General features: G+C 72.8%; 17 protein-coding genes. 8 read left to right on the top strand and 9 right to left on the bottom strand.

All coding sequences use genetic code 11. The features are described from left to right. Positions 1–139: 139 nt before the first annotated feature. From OHA84_RS20700 to OHA84_RS20685, 4 genes are read left to right on the top strand one after another with little or no spacing between them, the layout of a single operon-like run. Positions 140–985: a helix-turn-helix transcriptional regulator gene (locus OHA84_RS20700; RefSeq protein ID WP_266970324.1), complete on the top strand. Its 846-nt coding sequence runs from the start codon at positions 140–142 to the stop codon at positions 983–985. A gap of 11 nt (positions 986–996) precedes the next feature. Then, complete coding sequence (locus OHA84_RS20695; RefSeq protein WP_266970326.1) at positions 997–1,197, top strand: DUF397 domain-containing protein; 201 nt, start codon at positions 997–999, stop codon at positions 1,195–1,197. Between the two features lie 28 nt (positions 1,198–1,225). Beyond that, entirely contained in the window at positions 1,226–1,366 is a 141-nt protein-coding gene (locus OHA84_RS20690; protein WP_266970327.1) for a Scr1 family TA system antitoxin-like transcriptional regulator, read from the top strand. After that, on the top strand, positions 1,363–1,563 hold the full coding sequence (locus tag OHA84_RS20685; protein ID WP_266970329.1) for a DUF397 domain-containing protein: 201 nt from the start codon (positions 1,363–1,365) through the stop codon (positions 1,561–1,563). Before OHA84_RS20690 ends, OHA84_RS20685 begins: the two co-directional genes overlap by 4 nt. Here the strand turns inward: OHA84_RS20685 and OHA84_RS20680 are convergent. Then, positions 1,547–2,446: an alpha/beta fold hydrolase gene (locus tag OHA84_RS20680; RefSeq protein ID WP_053681010.1), complete on the bottom strand. Its 900-nt coding sequence runs from the start codon at positions 2,444–2,446 to the stop codon at positions 1,547–1,549. The genes OHA84_RS20685 and OHA84_RS20680 overlap by 17 nt on opposite strands. Before the next feature lie 434 nt (positions 2,447–2,880). Next, complete coding sequence (locus OHA84_RS20675) at positions 2,881–3,573, bottom strand: metal-dependent transcriptional regulator (protein ID WP_053681012.1); 693 nt, start codon at positions 3,571–3,573, stop codon at positions 2,881–2,883. A 234-nt stretch (positions 3,574–3,807) separates the two neighbouring features. Between OHA84_RS20675 and OHA84_RS20670 the strand changes: the two genes are divergently transcribed. From OHA84_RS20670 to OHA84_RS20660, 3 genes are all read left to right on the top strand, one after another. Further along, positions 3,808–4,563, top strand: coding sequence for an SIS domain-containing protein (locus OHA84_RS20670; RefSeq protein ID WP_266949022.1), 756 nt, complete (start codon positions 3,808–3,810; stop codon positions 4,561–4,563). Positions 4,564–4,749: 186 nt separating this feature from the next. Then, positions 4,750–5,730, top strand: a complete 981-nt coding sequence (locus OHA84_RS20665) for a CorA family divalent cation transporter (protein ID WP_234350184.1) — start codon at positions 4,750–4,752, stop codon at positions 5,728–5,730. Between the two features lie 118 nt (positions 5,731–5,848). Continuing rightward, the gene (locus OHA84_RS20660; RefSeq protein ID WP_266970332.1) at positions 5,849–6,280 is read left to right on the top strand and encodes a hypothetical protein; all 432 of its coding nucleotides are present in this window, start codon (positions 5,849–5,851) and stop codon (positions 6,278–6,280) included. A gap of 62 nt (positions 6,281–6,342) precedes the next feature. On the opposite strand, the gene OHA84_RS20655 is transcribed toward OHA84_RS20660, so the two are convergent. The 3 genes from OHA84_RS20655 to pdxH form a co-directional block, all read right to left on the bottom strand. Continuing rightward, complete coding sequence (locus OHA84_RS20655) at positions 6,343–7,677, bottom strand: PAS domain-containing protein (RefSeq protein ID WP_053681016.1); 1,335 nt, start codon at positions 7,675–7,677, stop codon at positions 6,343–6,345. A gap of 117 nt (positions 7,678–7,794) precedes the next feature. Continuing rightward, positions 7,795–8,394 (bottom strand): PH domain-containing protein, encoded by a 600-nt coding sequence (locus OHA84_RS20650; protein ID WP_053681018.1) that lies wholly within the window; start codon positions 8,392–8,394, stop codon positions 7,795–7,797. A gap of 392 nt (positions 8,395–8,786) precedes the next feature. Continuing rightward, positions 8,787–9,449 carry a pyridoxamine 5'-phosphate oxidase gene (pdxH, locus tag OHA84_RS20645; protein WP_234350186.1) on the bottom strand — a complete coding sequence of 221 codons (663 nt, stop codon included), beginning with the start codon at positions 9,447–9,449 and terminating at the stop codon, positions 8,787–8,789. 239 nt (positions 9,450–9,688) lie between these two features. Here pdxH and OHA84_RS20640 point away from each other — a divergent pair, with 239 nt between their 5' ends. Continuing rightward, the gene (locus tag OHA84_RS20640; protein ID WP_266970335.1) at positions 9,689–10,795 is read left to right on the top strand and encodes a citrate synthase 2; all 1,107 of its coding nucleotides are present in this window, start codon (positions 9,689–9,691) and stop codon (positions 10,793–10,795) included. 71 nt (positions 10,796–10,866) lie between these two features. Here the strand turns inward: OHA84_RS20640 and OHA84_RS20635 are convergent, their stop codons facing one another. The 4 genes from OHA84_RS20635 to OHA84_RS20620 all read right to left on the bottom strand — a co-directional run bounded on the left by OHA84_RS20635 (position 10,867) and on the right by OHA84_RS20620 (position 15,371). Further along, positions 10,867–11,454 carry a TetR/AcrR family transcriptional regulator gene (locus tag OHA84_RS20635; RefSeq protein WP_053681023.1) on the bottom strand — a complete coding sequence of 196 codons (588 nt, stop codon included), beginning with the start codon at positions 11,452–11,454 and terminating at the stop codon, positions 10,867–10,869. Continuing rightward, entirely contained in the window at positions 11,442–12,188 is a 747-nt protein-coding gene (locus OHA84_RS20630) for an enoyl-CoA hydratase family protein (protein ID WP_053681024.1), read from the bottom strand. The genes OHA84_RS20635 and OHA84_RS20630 overlap by 13 nt, the downstream gene beginning before the upstream one ends. Before the next feature lie 70 nt (positions 12,189–12,258). Continuing rightward, positions 12,259–13,419, bottom strand: a complete 1,161-nt coding sequence (locus OHA84_RS20625) for an acyl-CoA dehydrogenase family protein (protein ID WP_266970338.1) — start codon at positions 13,417–13,419, stop codon at positions 12,259–12,261. After that, complete coding sequence (locus OHA84_RS20620) at positions 13,416–15,371, bottom strand: biotin carboxylase N-terminal domain-containing protein (protein ID WP_266970340.1); 1,956 nt, start codon at positions 15,369–15,371, stop codon at positions 13,416–13,418. Before OHA84_RS20620 ends, OHA84_RS20625 begins: the two co-directional genes overlap by 4 nt. Positions 15,372–15,376: the final 5 nt, after the last annotated feature.

Below are 15,376 nucleotides of genomic sequence, written 5' to 3'. Positions count from 1 at the left end.
AGGTCGCTCCGTCGAGCGGGGTACTTCCGGGCGGTGGCCTGGGGCCCAAAATCGCGGTCCGGTGTCATGTGTTTCACGGGTTCCAGGTAATGCATTTCATCGCCACTCCTGTGGGTGACACGAGCCGTGAGGAGACGCGTTGAGCGCCGTGACGGCCCGCCAGATCCGGTTCGGCAGCGAGCTGCGCAAACTGCGCGAGAGAGCCGGGCTCAACGCGACCGAAGCCGCCAGGCGACTGGGCATCCGCCAGACCCAGATCAGCAACCTGGAGGCCGGCCGCATCGGCGCGAGCCCCGAGCGGGTGCACGCGCTCGCCGGGCTCTACGGCTGCGAGGACCGGCCGTACATCGAGGCGTTGATCGGCATGACCGGTGAACGCAGAGGCGGCGGGTGGTGGGAGGGCCACCGCGACCTGTTGCCCACATCCTGGCTGGACCTGGCCGAGTTGGAGCACCACGCGCGTGGACTGCGCGACGCGTTCATCGTGCACATCCCGGGACTGCTGCAGACCGCCGAGCACGCCCGCGAGATCTTCCGCCAGGCCGTCCCCGCCCTGCCGCCGCCCGACATCGAGCATCGCGTCTCGTTCCGGGTGAAGCGGCAGGCCATCCTGTTCCAGGACAGCCCCACTCCGTACCAGGCGATCATTCACGAGGCGGCGCTGCGCATCACCGTCGGTGGACCGGCCGTCGCCGGAGCCCAGTTGAAGCACCTGTTGGCCATGAGCGAGCGGGACGGAGTGAGCATTCGGGCCATCCCGTTCTCGGCGGGCGCGTTCCCGGGTTCCGGGCAGTCGATCTTCTACGCTCGCGGGCCGGTGCCGGCGCTCGACTCGGTCCAGCTCGACCAGTCGCACGGCGTCGTCTTCCTGGACGCGGAGGCGCAGTTGGCCAAGTACCGCACCTTGCTCGATCGGCTCGAAGCAGTCTCGATGTCCCCGGAACGCACACGCGATCTGATCGTGGCAGCCGCCCGGGACCTGTGAAGGGAACAGCCATGCCCGATCACACCTGGCAGCGGTCCTCCTACTGCGCGGAGGGCAATGCGTGCGTGTACGTCGCCGTCGCCCCCGACGGCCGGGTCCTCGTCGCGGAGCGCGGCGACCCCGGCGAACCGGGCGATCCCGGCCACCGGGTCCTGCGGACCAGCGCCGCCGCGTGGACGGCGCTGGTCGCGGAGGTCAGGACGAGGTCTTGACCCCCGCCAGTCCGGCTGAGTCACGGGTGTGGTGTTCCTGGACGCCGAGTCCCAACTCGCCAAGTATCGGCTCCTCTTCGAACGCATCGAAGCGGTGTCCCTGCCCCCGGATCACACACGAGACCTGATCGCCGACATCGCCCGACACCTGCGAAAGGAAGCCCCATGACCCACCACGACTGGTACCGGTCCTCCTACTGCGCCGAGGGCAACTCCTGCGTCTACGTCGCCGTCGCCCCCGACGGCCGGGTCCTCGTCGCGGAGCGCGGCGACCCCGGCGAACCGGGCGATCCCGGCCACCGGGTCCTGCGGACCAGCGCCGCCGCGTGGACGGCGCTGGTCGCGGAGGTCAGGACGAGGTCTTGACCCCCGCCAGGAACGACTGCAGGACTCCCCGCCACGCGTCCGGCTGGTCGTAGTGGAGGTAGTGGCCGGCGTCCGGGATCTCCGCGTACTGGCCCTCCGGGAGGACCCGGACCATCTCCTGGGCCTCGGCGCGGCCCAGTTCGCCGTCCAGACCCCGGACGACCAGGGTCGGGCAGCGGACCTGGGCCAGCTCCTCCCAGTGCGCGTCGTGGACCCACGTCTCGCGGGCCGTCAGCATCTGGCGGCGGGAGAACACCGGGCGCCAGCCGTCGGGGGCCTGGTGCATGACCTCGGCGAAGAACGCGCCGCGCCCCGGATCGGGGCGTTCCACCCGGGGGTCGTCCTCGCCGAACCAGCGGCGGGCGGCGTCCTGGGTGGGGAAGGGGAGGGGCCAGCGGCGGAACCATTCCTCCCATTCCTGCTGCGAGGCCTCCCCCAGGGCCGAGGCCCGCATGTCGCAGATGACCAGGGCCTCCACCAGGTCGGGGCGGCGGGCGGCGAGCTGCCAGGCGGTCAGGGCGCCCATGGAGTGGCCGATCAGGGTCACGGGGGCGAGGCCGAGGCGCTCGACGACGGCCTCGGCGTCGGCCACGAAGGCCTCGCGCCCGAAGGGGGTCGGGTTGCCGGGATCGGCCGCGGGGCCGGCGCTCTGGCCGTGGCCGCGCTGGTCGAGGGCGATCACGCGGTGGTGTTCCGCTAGCCAGCGGGCGGTACCGGCCCAGTGCAGGGCACGGCCCATCAGACCGTGGAGTAACAGGACCCCGGGCCGCTCCCGCTCGGTGGGCACCTCGGGGGCGGTACCCGGCTCGCCCGCCGGCTCGCGGAACTCCCAGGCGGCCAGGCGTACGCCGTCGGCCCCAGTCACATCGATGCGCTGTACCACCGCAGATGCACCCCCTTCGCTCCCGGCCAGAGTATCGAACCCGTATTCGAGAACGGGTCTCTCGCCGACAACACCGCTCTTTCGAGTGACCTTGCTCAAGGATTGGCCGCCACTGCCGATGGAGATCCTTTCAACAGGGAGGCGGGCCGCTTGGGGAAGACGGTCCGAAGGGGATGACCTTGAGAGCTCGGGGCTCCAGGTCAGCAAGGGGAGGATCGGTCCCGGCGCCGCAAGGCGCCGGGACCGCCCACATCCAAGGTCGTCACAGTCTCGTGTCGTCACCGTCTCGTGTCGTCACGGTCTCGTGTCGTCACAGTCTCGTCGCGTCCGAGGCGGCCAGAGCACGGCCGTGGTCACGCCCTTGGCTCTGTCCTACCTCGTACCGACCAGTACTACGCCCGTTCGGAGGACCCGCCAAGGGTCCGCGCCAAAGGTCAGCGCTTCGCCACGAAGACGTGCGAGGCGACCTCGGAGTCGAGTTCCGCCGCCTCTCCGCCGCTGCCGACCAGCACCCCGCCCGGGGACTCCGTCACGCTGACCACGGAGCCGGGCTGCACGCCGGCGCGCCGCAGCGTGTACATCAGCTGGGCGTCCGTCTGGATCGGCTCGCCGATCCGGCGCACGACCACCGTCTTGCCCTCGGCGCCCGGGTCCAGCTCGGCGAGGCTGACCATGCCGTCCTCCAGGAACGGATCGGCCTCGGCCTTCTCGCCCAGCTCCTCCAACCCCGGGATCGGGTTGCCGTACGGCGACTCGGTCGGGTGACGCAGCAGCTCCAGCACCCGCCGCTCCACCGCCTCGCTCATCACGTGCTCCCAGCGACAGGCCTCGGCGTGCACCTGCTCCCACTCCAGGCCGATGACGTCGACGAGGAGGCACTCCGCGAGCCGGTGCTTGCGCATCACGCGCGTCGCCAGCCTGCGCCCCTCCTCGGTCAGCTCCAGGTGCCGGTCGCTGGCGACCGCCACCAGGCCGTCGCGCTCCATCCTCGCGACCGTCTGGCTCACCGTCGGGCCGCTCTGATCGAGCCGCTCGGCGATACGGGCGCGCATGGGGACAACACCTTCCTCTTCCAGTTCGAGGATGGTGCGGAGATACATCTCCGTGGTATCGATCAGTCCGGACATTCGTGCCCCTCGGATTGCGTGCGCTGGCCCTGCCCCCAATTCTGACGCATCGCGCCGACAACCGTCCCGTGCCGAGCGTCGAGGCCCGTACCGGACGTCTCGGGTCCCGGTCCCGCGGCCCACTCGGGGCCCTTTCGTCCCACGATTGACGTTCGTATTGACACGCCCTTGGTCCAGACCGCACGGTGAGCGGCGAACACGGACGCACCTCACCCCTGGAAGGGCCTTCGGCGTATGAGCGAGAGCAAGTTGGCCGGGCAGTTCTTCGACGCGGCCATCGGCCTGCTGGAGCGGGTGCGCGACGAGGAGGCGGCACGGATCGCCGAGGCCGGCGTGATCATCGCCGACGCCGTCGCCTCCGGGAAGCGGCTCTTCGCCTTCGGGGCCGGGCACTCCTCGCTGCCCGCCCAGGACGTGGTCTACCGGGCCGGCGGGCTCGCCCTGATGAACTTCCTCGCCGTCCCCGGCACCGCCGGCATCGACGTCATGCCCGCCACTCTCGGCAGCGCCCTGGAACGCGTGGACGGCCTTGCCGGCGCGGTCCTCGACAGCAGCCCGGCCTCCGACGGCGACGTCCTCGTGATCATCTCCCTCTCCGGGCGCAACGCCCTGCCGGTGGAAATGGCCATGAACGCCCGCGCCATCGGGCTGAAGGTCATCGGGGTGACCTCGGTGGCGTACGCGACCGAGACCAGGTCGCGGCACGTATCGGGCACCTTCCTCAAGGACCACTGCGACATCGTCCTGGACAGCAAGATCGCGGTCGGGGACGCCGAACTGAGCATCGACGGCATCGACGCGCCCTTCGCCCCCGCCTCCACCGTCGTGACCAGCGCGATCATGCAGGCCGTGATGGCGGCCGCCGCCGGCGAGCTGGCCGCGCGCGGCGTCGAGCCCCCGCTGCTGCGCTCGGGCAACGTGGACGGCGGGCACGAGTGGAACGGCCGCGTCATGCAGGAGTACGGCGACCGGATCTTCTTCCGGCACTGAGGGCGCGGCTTCCGGCACTGAGGGAGCGGCGCGCCCCGGGTCACGCCGTCACCCGTTCCACGACGTCACCTGTTCGGGGAGGCGTTGCCGGGCGAATGCGTCACCGCGGTTGCGCGGGGTCACGCCGGGTGGAGTCTGGGAAGGACCGCACCGGCCCACCCACGGCGAGGGACGATGATCGTATCGATGGTCTCCATGCCGGAGGGCGTCATGACGCGTGCCCCCGTCTCGGAGGCGCGCGAGCGGCTCGCGGCCTCCCGGTTCCTGCTCGTGGACGTGGAACTGCCCGAGGAGACCCCGCCCGACGAACAGCCTCTGGCCCGCCTGCTCGGTCTGGAGGAGGAGGACCTGACGTGGCTCGGCAGGGAAGGTGAGTTCGCCCGGGCCGAGTTCCTCGGGGACAGCGCCGCGTTCGTCGTGCCCTCGGTCGAGGCGGGTCGGATCATCCATCTCCACGCCGTGGTGACCGAGCGGTACCTCCTCACGGCGCACCGGGGGCCGACCGGGCTGGTGCGCGACCTCGCGGCCCGCTTCCCGCACGAGAAGCCGACCGACGCCGTGGCCATGCTGTTCCTGCTGCTGGACGCCGCCCTGGAGAGCTACCGCCGGGCCGCGGTCCAGGCCCTGCTGGAGGTGGAGGACCTGGAGAACGACATGTTCCACCAGCGGGAACCCGAGCAGCTCTACCGTCTGGCCCGGCTGCGCCGCACCGCGGCCCTCCTGCACCACACGCTCCTCCCCTACCACCGGGTGGCGGAGGAGACCGTCACGCGCCGGATGCTGAACGACGCCTTCCCGGAGACGCGCCAGCGGCTCGTCCGCGAGTACCAGCGCACCGCGCGGCTGGTGCTCACCGACATCGAGTCCCTCCAGGAGGCCGCCCGACGGGCCTTCGGCAGCTACTCCTCGCTGGTGTCGGGCGACCAGAACGGCGTGATCAACCGACTGGCGATCGTGTCGACGATCTTCCTGCCGTTGACCTTCCTGACGGGGTTCTTCGGCATGAACTTCGCCTACCTGACGGACGAGATCGAGAGCGGGGCCGTCTTCTGGCTGCTCGCCGTGGGGCTCCAGGTGGCCTTCCTGATCCTCGCGCTGTACGCGCTGCACCGCACCCGCATCTGGCGCAGGCTGCGCGACGACGACGGCCGCGACGACGACGCGTAGCGTGCGGGCCGTGTCGCCCGGGTCCCGGGACGGCACTAGCCGCCGGTACGGATTCTCGACGGGGTTGATGTCGACGGCGTCGCCGTAGGAGTGCCGGGAGAGCCGGCCCGGGTCGCCGGTGACCCGGCGACAGTTGAAGGCGGAGGTGTTGTCGGCGGCCATCGACGCGTCGTCGTCGCCGCCGTACGCGGCCGTCACCCGCATCCGCCGGATCGGGAACCCGGCCTCGAAGGCCTTGCCGAAGACGTGCAGCAGCGGGCGGACGGCCCGCTCGTGGACGACCATCTCGCCCTGGTGGACCTTGCCGTCGAAGCCCCAGTGGTTCATCCGGATCAGCCGCAGCCGGTCGGCCGGTACGGGGCAACCCGCCCGGTGGGTGACGCCGAGCGAGCCCGCCGGGACGGCCGTGACGCGCGCGCCGAGTTCCCGGTTCGGGGCCTGGAAGCGCGGCGCCGGGGGCGGCGAGGTGCAGGACAGGGCGGTGGCGCACAGGACGACGACCGCTGCCGGGACGCGCACGGTGGAGGTGTGGCGCACCGGATCACGGTAGGCGGGCGGTCCGCCCGGTGCGGCCCGCCACGCAGGGCGCGACGCTCCCGGCGTCGGGGGCCCTCAGTGCCGGTCGCGGGTCCGGCCCGCCAGGTCGAGGTCCGCGGCCACCCGGGCGGCGACCTCCTCCGCGTACAGGGCGTCGGCCCGCTCGAAGGCGGCCCGCGAGGTCCCGCGCAGGAAGGTCAGCGCGCCCAGGGTGCGGCCCCTGCTGCGCAGCACGGTGCACAGCGCGTGCGCCGCGTCCTCGGGCCAGTGGCGCGCCTTGGCCCAGCCGTCGGTCGGTTCGCCGCCGGGGGCGCTGGTGCGTACCGGGCCGATCCGGTCCAGGGCCTGGAGCGCCGGGTGCATGGGCGCGTACCGCAGGGGGATCGCGCCGGGCCCCGGCAGCAGCAGGGTCTGGCCGGACGCCGACGCCGCCGCCCGGACGAGTCTGCGGCGGCGCCCGGGGTCCGCGCCCGTCTCTTCGAGCACGTCGACCAGGGCGTGTTCCGCGAAGCCGGCGAGGGCGAAGTCCAGGCGTACGGCGGCCGCCTCGGCGGGGTCCTCGCATTCGGCGGCGGCCCGGCCGGCCCGGTACAGCTGGTTGGCCCGGAACCGCGACTGTCCGGTGTCGAGCGCGGCCCTGCGGGCCTCGGTGACGTCCTGGAACAGCCAGCCCACGCCGAGCGGCACGGGCTCCTCCGCGAGGGGCGAGGCCAGCCGCAGGAACCCGCAGCGCCAGCAGCGCCGGCGCACCCCCTCGGGGGTGCGGACGGACACCCACAGCTCGACGGGCGACGGCGGCGCGCCCTCCGCCAGCACGTGCTGGAGGGCGCCCTCCAGTTCCTCGACGCCCTGGGTCAGCAGTTCGCCGAGCGGCCGGCCGAGGAGCGCGGTGCGACCGGAGCCGAACGCGCGGGCGGCGTGGGTGTTCACCACGGCCGGGCGCAGGTCCACGTCCACCAGGACGACGCCCCAGGAGGCGTCCTCCATCAGGGCCTCGCTGAGGGCGATGGAACGCTCCAGGTCGATCTGCGCGTGGACCTCGCTGAACGCGCAGTAGACGCCGGCGGGTTTGCCGTCCGCGCCCGGGACGCCGGCGGACTGGGTGCGGACGAGGACCCGGCCGCCGTCCTTGGTCAGCAGCGCGAACTCGTTCACCTGCCGTCCCGGCGCGTCCTGGGCGGACATGATCCGGTCCTCCACGTCGTGCGCGTCGGCGGCGCGCACCGCCCAGCCCGCGAACCCGCGCCGGCCCACCGCCTCGGCGGCGGACCAGCCGAGGATGCGCTCGGCCTCGCGGTTCCAGTGGGTGATCACGCCGTCGGAGTCGAACGCGCACAGCGCGGCGTCCATCCCGTCCAGCAGCGCTGCGAGCAGATCGTCGGTGGTCTCGTTACGTCCGGAAGCACTCACCTGGCACCCCCTGCAGGTGTTCGCGTGTGCGGCACGTCGGATCATTCAACTGGAACGTGACACAGCCCACACCCGCTTCCCGGAATCATCCCGGTATGTCCCCGAGGGGCAGGCCGCTCAGCCGGCGAACAACGACACCATCGCGACCACGAAGACCACCACGATGATCATGACGATCCAGAGGTAGGTCTTCCGTACGCGCCGGTCGCGGACGTCGTGCCGCGCGATGCGGCGCACCGCCTCCGGGTCCTGCGCCCAGTCCGGACCGCGCAGCTCCTCCCAGGCGGCGCGCAGGGCGCCGACCTCGCGGGCGACGTCGACGTGGTTGTCGTCGACGTACATCAGCTGGACGCGGCGGCCCGCGTCGTCGTAGGCGTACGAGATGACCGTCGGCTGGTTCTTCGCGGTGTGCGCGCTCGGGTTCGGGGCGGCGCGGATGTCCTGGACCTCCTCCCAGGCCAGCCTGCGGGTCCCGGTGAAGCGGCGGACCCGGATCCCCTTGAGGTCTGCGGAGGTGGAACAGCGTTTCGCGGCCACGACCAGCCAGCCGAAGAAGGCCAGCACCAGGGCCACGACCAGGGACTTCACCCACCCCGGGGTGTTCTCCATGTTCAGCACGGTCAGCAGCACGCCCGGTGTGCCGATGCCGACGGCGACGTACACGCCGGCCATCTGCTCCGAGCGGACCCGGTACTCCCGCGGCAGCCGTGTGCTCATGACACCCTCCCCGTTTCCCCGCGCGGGACGCCAGTGTAGGGAGCAACTCAGGGCTCGGTAAGGGGAGTTGTGTGGCCCGAATTAATAAGTTGAGGGACCCGGGGAGGGGTCGTAGGCTCTGCGGTACACGAGAAGGGAGGTGGTTCCCGAAATGTACGGAAACCGGACGCGTGAGGTGGCTGCGGGCTAAAGCGCCCGTCGTCGCACGCACCCAGTGCGGTGCCCGGCGGGAACGCCAGGCGCCAATCCCAAGCAGTCACCCGACCCGCGGGCTCGCCGGTACGTCCGGCCGGCTCCTCTCACTGCAGGAGAGGAACCAGAGCCCGCGGGTCGCCTGCGTTCTCGCCCCTCGCCCCCCTCGCCCCCCTCGCCCCCTTCGGCCGCCCGGCGGCTCACGGGCAGAGTCGCTCGACCCGCCACTTCCCGCCCTCACGGACGTAGCGCAGCCGGTCGTGCAGCCGGTTCTCATGGCCCTGCCAGAACTCCACCGCGTCCGGGACCACCCGCAGGCCGCCCCACTCCGGCGGCACCGGAACCTGCTCCCCCTCCGGATAGCGCTCCGCCAGCTCCGCGTACCGCCGGTCCAGCTCGGCGCGGGAGCCGATGACGCGGGACTGCTCGCTCGCCCAGGCGCCCAGCTGGGAGCCGTGCGGGCGGGAACGGAAGTACGCGGCCGTCTCGTCCCGGCCGATGCGCGCGGCCGTGCCGGTCACGATCACCTGGCGGGCGATCGGGTGCCAGGGGAACAGCAGCGAGGCGTACGGGTTCGCGTCGAGCTCGCGGCCCTTGCGGGAGCCGTGGTTGGTGAAGAAGACGAAGCCCCGCTCGTCGAACTGCTTCAGCAGCACCGTGCGGGAGCTGGGCCGCCCGTCGGGGGTCGCCGTGGAGACGACCATCGCGTTGGGTTCGAAGAGGTTCGCGTCGGCGGCCTCCTGGAACCACAGGGAGAACTGCGCCATCGGGTCGTCGGCGAGGCCGTCCACGTCGACGAGCTGCGAGCGGTACTGCTTGCGCATGGCGGCGGGGTCAAGGTCCTGATCGGTCACGCCGGCCATCCTGCCGCAGTCCTCCCCCGTCGGCTCCCCCGCCGGCCGTCGGGGGGCGTTCTCCCGGCGGAGGTGTGCCGTATGTCACGCTTCCGAACGACAAGCGGAACGGACAAAATCTTGGGGCCGGTCCGAGGGTCCCCGTGAGGGTGACCGACGGCCGTGCCGGGCATCAACGGGGATGACCGCGCCGGACCGCGAATCACGCCGGGAGCCGCGCGTGTTCGCACTATCTGAGGAGCCGCCTGATGTCCGACTTCGTACCCGGGCTCGAAGGGGTCGTCGCGTTCGAGACGGAGATCGCCGAGCCCGACAAGGAGGGCGGATCGCTCCGCTACCGGGGGGTGGACATCGAAGACCTGGTCGGCCACGTCTCCTTCGGGAACGTCTGGGGCCTGCTGGTCGACGGTGCTTTCAACCCCGGCCTGCCGGCCGCCGAACCGTTCCCGATCCCGGTCCACTCCGGTGACATCCGTGTCGACGTGCAGTCCGCGCTCGCCATGCTCGCCCCCGTGTGGGGTCTGAAACCGCTCCTCGACATCGACGAGCACACCGCCCGCGACGACCTGGCCCGCGCGGCCGTGATGGCACTGTCGTACGTCGCCCAGTCCGCCCGCGGGCAGGGCCTGCCGATGGTCCCGCAGAAGGAGATCGACAAGGCCGGGTCCGTCGTCGAACGGTTCATGATCCGCTGGCGGGGCGAGCCGGACCCGCGGCACGTCAAGGCCGTCGACGCGTACTGGACCTCGGCCGCCGAGCACGGCATGAACGCCTCCACCTTCACCGCCCGCGTCATCGCCTCCACCGGCGCCGACGTCGCGGCGGCCCTGTCGGGCGCGGTCGGCGCCATGTCGGGCCCGCTGCACGGCGGGGCGCCCTCGCGCGTCCTCGGCATGATCGAGGAGATCGAGCGCACCGGCGACGCCGTGGCGTACGTGAAGAAGGCCCTCGACAAGGGCGAGCGCCTGATGGGCTTCGGGCACCGCGTCTACCGTGCCGAGGACCCGCGTGCCCGCGTGCTGCGGCGCACCGCCAAGGAGCTGGACGCCCCGCGCTACGAGGTGGCCGCCGCCCTGGAGAAGGCCGCGCTGGAGGAGCTGCACGCGCGCCGTCCCGACCGGGTGCTCGCGACGAACGTGGAGTTCTGGGCCGCGATCATGCTGGACTTCGCGGAGGTGCCGGCGCACATGTTCACCTCGATGTTCACGTGCGCCCGCACGGCCGGCTGGTCGGCGCACATCCTGGAACAGAAGCGCACCGGGCGCCTCGTGCGTCCGTCGGCCCGCTACACCGGTCCCGGCGTGCGCAACCCGCGCGAGATCGCCGGCTACGCGGACATGGCCGAGACGGCCTGACGCCGCAGGGTCACGTACAGGGCGACGGCACCGCACCCGGGACGGGGTGCGGTGCCGTCGCCGTGTCCGCCTCAGGTCAGCGCGGAGTCCAGGATCCGGGCCCACTGGGCGACGACGCGGGCCCGGCGGGCCGTGTCGTCGGTCAGCACGTTCGCCAGCCCGAGGCCGCGCGCCATGTCCAGGAGCCCCTGCACGGTCTCCCGGACGCCCGGTACCGACTCGTCCGCGCCCAGCAGCTCGACGGCGATGCGGTGGGTCTCGCGGCCGACCCGGGCCTCGAGCTCGGTCACCCGGGGACGCAACTGCTCCTCGTTGGAGGCGGCGACCCACAGTTGGAGCGCGGCCCGGAAGAGCGTCCCGGTGTACATGTCCACCAGCGCCTCGACCACCACGGGCCGGGCCGCCGGTCCGGCCTGGAAGAGGGTCCGCACGGCGGTGGATCGTTCCTCGGCCACGTACTCGACGGCGGCCGTGAACAGGTCCTCGCGGGTCGGGAAGTGGTGCTGGGCCGCGCCCCGCGAGACGCCGGCGCGCTCGGCGACGACCGCGACGGTGGAACCCGCCCAGCCGTGCTCGGCCAGGCAGGAGACGGCGGCCTCCAGGAGGTGGCGGCGGGTCACCCGGCTGCGGGCCTGCTTGGGTCCGGTCACAGTGCCCACGAGGGGTCCCGGCGCTCGAAGCGGGCTCCGATGCCCTCGCGTGCCTCGGCGGAGCCGAAGTGGCGGGCGGACAGCTCGGTGAGCGCCGCCCCGTCCCGGGCCAGGGCGGCCCGGACCGGGGCGGTGACCAGTTCCTTGGTCGCGGCGAGGGCCTCCGGGCCGGCCTTGCGCAGTCCCGCGAGGACGGGGGCGAGCAGCTCGTCGACGTCCTCGCCGGCCGCGCCGTGCAGGCTCAGCAGGCCGATCCGGGCGGCTTCCGCCGCGTCGAACGCCTCGGCGGTCAGGAAGTACCGGGAGGCGGCCCGGGGGTCCAGGCGCGGCAGCAGCGGCGCCGAGATGACGGCCGGGACCACGCCGAGGTGCGTCTCGGTGAAGGCGTACGTGGAGCCCGGTCCGGCCGCCGCGATGTCGCAGGCACCGAGCAGGCCGAGACCGCCCGCCCGGACGTGTCCGGTGACGCGGGCGACGACCGGCTTGGGCAGCTCGGTCAGCTCGGTGAGCAGGGCCACGAAGTCCGCCGGGTCGCACGGGGACTTCAGGTCGGCGCCGGCGCAGAAGGTGGTGCCGGTGTGGGTGAGGACGACGGCCCGGGTCGCGGGGTCGGCGCCCGCCTCGGCGAGGGCCGCGCGCAGAGCGGCGACGAGGTCCGCGGAGAGCGCGTTGCGGTTGGCCGGGGAGTCGAGCGTGAGCGTGGTGATGCCACGGTCGTGGGCTGCGCCGACGAGGGGGGTCATGCCGTTCCTCCGGTGGGGCTCGTGCCGGTCGTGGCGCCGCCCTCCCGTGGGGGCGGCGCCCGGTGCGGTGCTAGTACGACTTGGGCAGGCCGAGGGTCTGGTGGGAGACGAAGTTGAGGATCATCTCCCGGCTGACGGGGGCTATGCGGGCGACGCGGGAGGCGGTGATCAGCGAGGCCAGGCCGTACTCCCGGGTGAGGCCGTTGCCGCCCAGGGTGTGCACGGACTGGTCCACCGCCCGTACGCAGGCCTCGGCGGCAGCGTACTTGGCCATGTTGGCGGCCTCTCCCGCGCCCATGTCGTCGCCGGCGTCGTAGAGCGCGGCGGCCTTCCGCGTCATCAGGCGGGCCAGTTCCAGTTCGATGTGGGACTGGGCCAGCGGGTGGGCGATGGCCTGGTGGGCCCCGATGGGCTCCTTCCACACCCGGCGGGTCTTGGCGTAGTCCACGGCCTTGGCGAGGGCGTACCGGCCCATGCCGATCGCGAAGGCGGCGGTCATGATCCGTTCGGGGTTGAGTCCGGCGAACAGTTGGAGGAGCCCGGCGTCCTCGTCGCCGACCAGGGCGTCGGCGGGCAGCCGCACCTCGTCCAGGACCAGCTCCCACTGCTTCTCGGCGGCCTGGAGTTCCATGTCGATGAGGGAGCGGGAGAAGCCGGGGGTCTCGCGCGGGACGATGAACAGGCAGGGCTTGAGGCTGCCGGTCCGCGCGTCCTCGGTGCGGCTCACGATGAGCGTGGCGTCGGCGATGTCCACGCCGGAGATGAACACCTTGCGGCCGTTCAGCACCCAGTCGTCGCCGTCGCGGCGGGCGGTGGTGGTGATGCGGTGGGAGTTGGAGCCGGCGTCGGGTTCGGTGATGCCGAAGGCCATGGTGCGGGTGCCGTCGGCGAGGCCGGGGAGCCAGGTCCGTTTCTGGGCCTCGGTGCCGAAGCGGGAGATCACCGTGCCGCAGATGGCCGGTGAGACGACCATCATCAGCAGCGGACAGCCGGCGGCGCCCAGTTCCTCCAGGACGATGGAGAGTTCGGCGATGCCGCCGCCCCCGCCGCCGTACTCCTCGGGGAGGTTGACGCCGAGGTAGCCGAGCTTCGCGGCGTCGGCCCACAGTTCGTCGGGGTGGCCGCCCTCACGGGCGACCCGGGCGAGGTACTCGCGGCCGTACCGCTTGCCGAGGGCTGCGACGGCGGAGCGCAGGGCCTGGTGTTCTTCGGTCTCTACGACGGTGCTCATGCGGGCGTTTCCTCCTGGACTACGGCGAGCAGGGCGCCGAACTCGACCTGTTGGCCGGTGGCGGCGTGGAGCGCGGTGAGCGTGCCGGAGGCGGGCGCGACGATGCGGTGTTCCATCTTCATCGCCTCCAGCCAGAGCAGGGGCTGTCCGGCGGTGACCGCCGAGCCGGGGACCAGGCCCTCGGCGACGCGGACGACGGTGCCGGGCATGGGGGCGAGCAGGGAGCCCGGTTCGGTGCGGTCCCGGGGGTCGGAGAACCGGGGCAGGCGGGTGAGGGTGTGGGCGCCGAGCGGGGAGTCCACCCAGATCTCTGCGGCCCCCACACCCCCCTTGTTCGATTTGTGTTTCACGTGGAACACCCTTCGGACCCCGTCGACTTCGAGGGTGACCAGCTCGGGCGCGGCGGCCAGGACGCGGACGCCGGGGTGGCCCACGGGGACCGGGGGGCCGCTGCGGGCCGGGTGGTAGCCGACCTCGTACGGGGCGCCGGCGATCTCGTAGCGGCGGGTCTGCGGTTGGGAGACGACGTTGCGCCAGGCGCCGACGCGGGCGGCGAGCGGGGCCCCGGCCGCGGGCGCCGCGTCGGCGAGGGCGGCGGCGAGCGCGGCCAGGGCCGGGGCGGCGTCGTCGGGGTTCTCGGCGGTGAGGGCGTCGAGGTGGCGCCCGTAGAAGCCGGTGTCGAGCCGGGCGGCGGTGAACTCGGGGTGGCGCAGGGACCGTACGAGCAGGTCGCGGTTGGTGGTCAGGCCGTGGACCCGGGCGCCGGCCAGGGCGTGGGCCAGTATGCGTACGGCCTCGGCGCGGGTCGGGGCGTGGGCGATCACCTTGGCGAGCATCGGGTCGTAGTGCACGCCGACGGTGTCCCCGTCGGTGAACCCGGTGTCCACACGGACCGCCCCGGGGACGGCCAGGGTGTGCAGGACGCCGGTCTGCGGGCGCCAGTCCCGGCCCGGGTCCTCGGCGTACAGCCGGGCCTCGACGGCGTGACCGACCGCCTCCGGGGGTTCCGTCGGCAGGGCCGCGCCCTCGGCGACGCGCAGTTGCAGGGCCACCAGGTCGAGGTCGAAGACGGCCTCGGTGACGGGGTGTTCCACCTGGAGGCGGGTGTTCATCTCCAGGAAGTACGGGCGGCCGTCGGCGGTGACGAGGAACTCGACCGTGCCCGCGCCCTGGTAGGACACGGCCCGGGCGGCGGCCACGGCGGCCTGGTGCAGGCTCTCGCGCAGCGGCGCCGGGAGCCCCGGGGCCGGGGCCTCCTCGATGACCTTCTGGTGGCGGCGTTGCAAGGAGCAGTCACGGGTGCCGAGGGCCCAGACGGTGCCGTGGGCGTCCGCGAGGATCTGCACCTCGACGTGCCGGCCGCGCTCCACGTAGGGCTCGGCGAACACCTCGCCGTCCCCGAAGGCCGACCGGGCCTCGGCGCGGGCGCCCTCCAGCTCCTCCTTGAGCAGGTCGAGGTCCCGTACGACGCGCATCCCGCGGCCGCCGCCGCCCGCCGCGGCCTTCAACAGCAGGGGCAGGTCGGCGGGGCCGGCCTGCGCCGGGTCGACGGGTTCGAGGAGCGGCACCCCGGCGGCCCGCATGAGGTCCTTGGCCCGGGTCTTGGAGGCCATGGCCTCGATGGCCTCGGGCGGCGGGCCGATCCAGGTCAGCCCGGCGGCCCGTACCTCGCGGGCGAAGTCGGCGTTCTCGGAGAGGAATCCGTAGCCGGGGTGGACGGCGTCGGCGCCCGCCGCGAGAGCGGCCTTGACGACCAGATCGCCGCGCAGGTAGGTGTCGGCGGGGGCCGCGCCCGGCAGCCGGACCGCCGCGTCGGCGGACCGGACGTGCAGGGCGTCCGCGTCGGGGTCGGAGTGCACGGCGACGGTGGCCAGGCCCAGGGCGCGAGCGGTGCGGAAGATCCGTACGGCGATCTCGCCCCGGTTGGCGACGAGCAGGGAGGTGATGGTCATCTGCG

This window comes from Streptomyces sp. NBC_00513 (genome assembly GCF_041431415.1).
In the GTDB taxonomy this organism is placed as follows: domain Bacteria; phylum Actinomycetota; class Actinomycetes; order Streptomycetales; family Streptomycetaceae; genus Streptomyces.
This window is presented reverse-complemented; position numbering and strand designations above follow the sequence as displayed.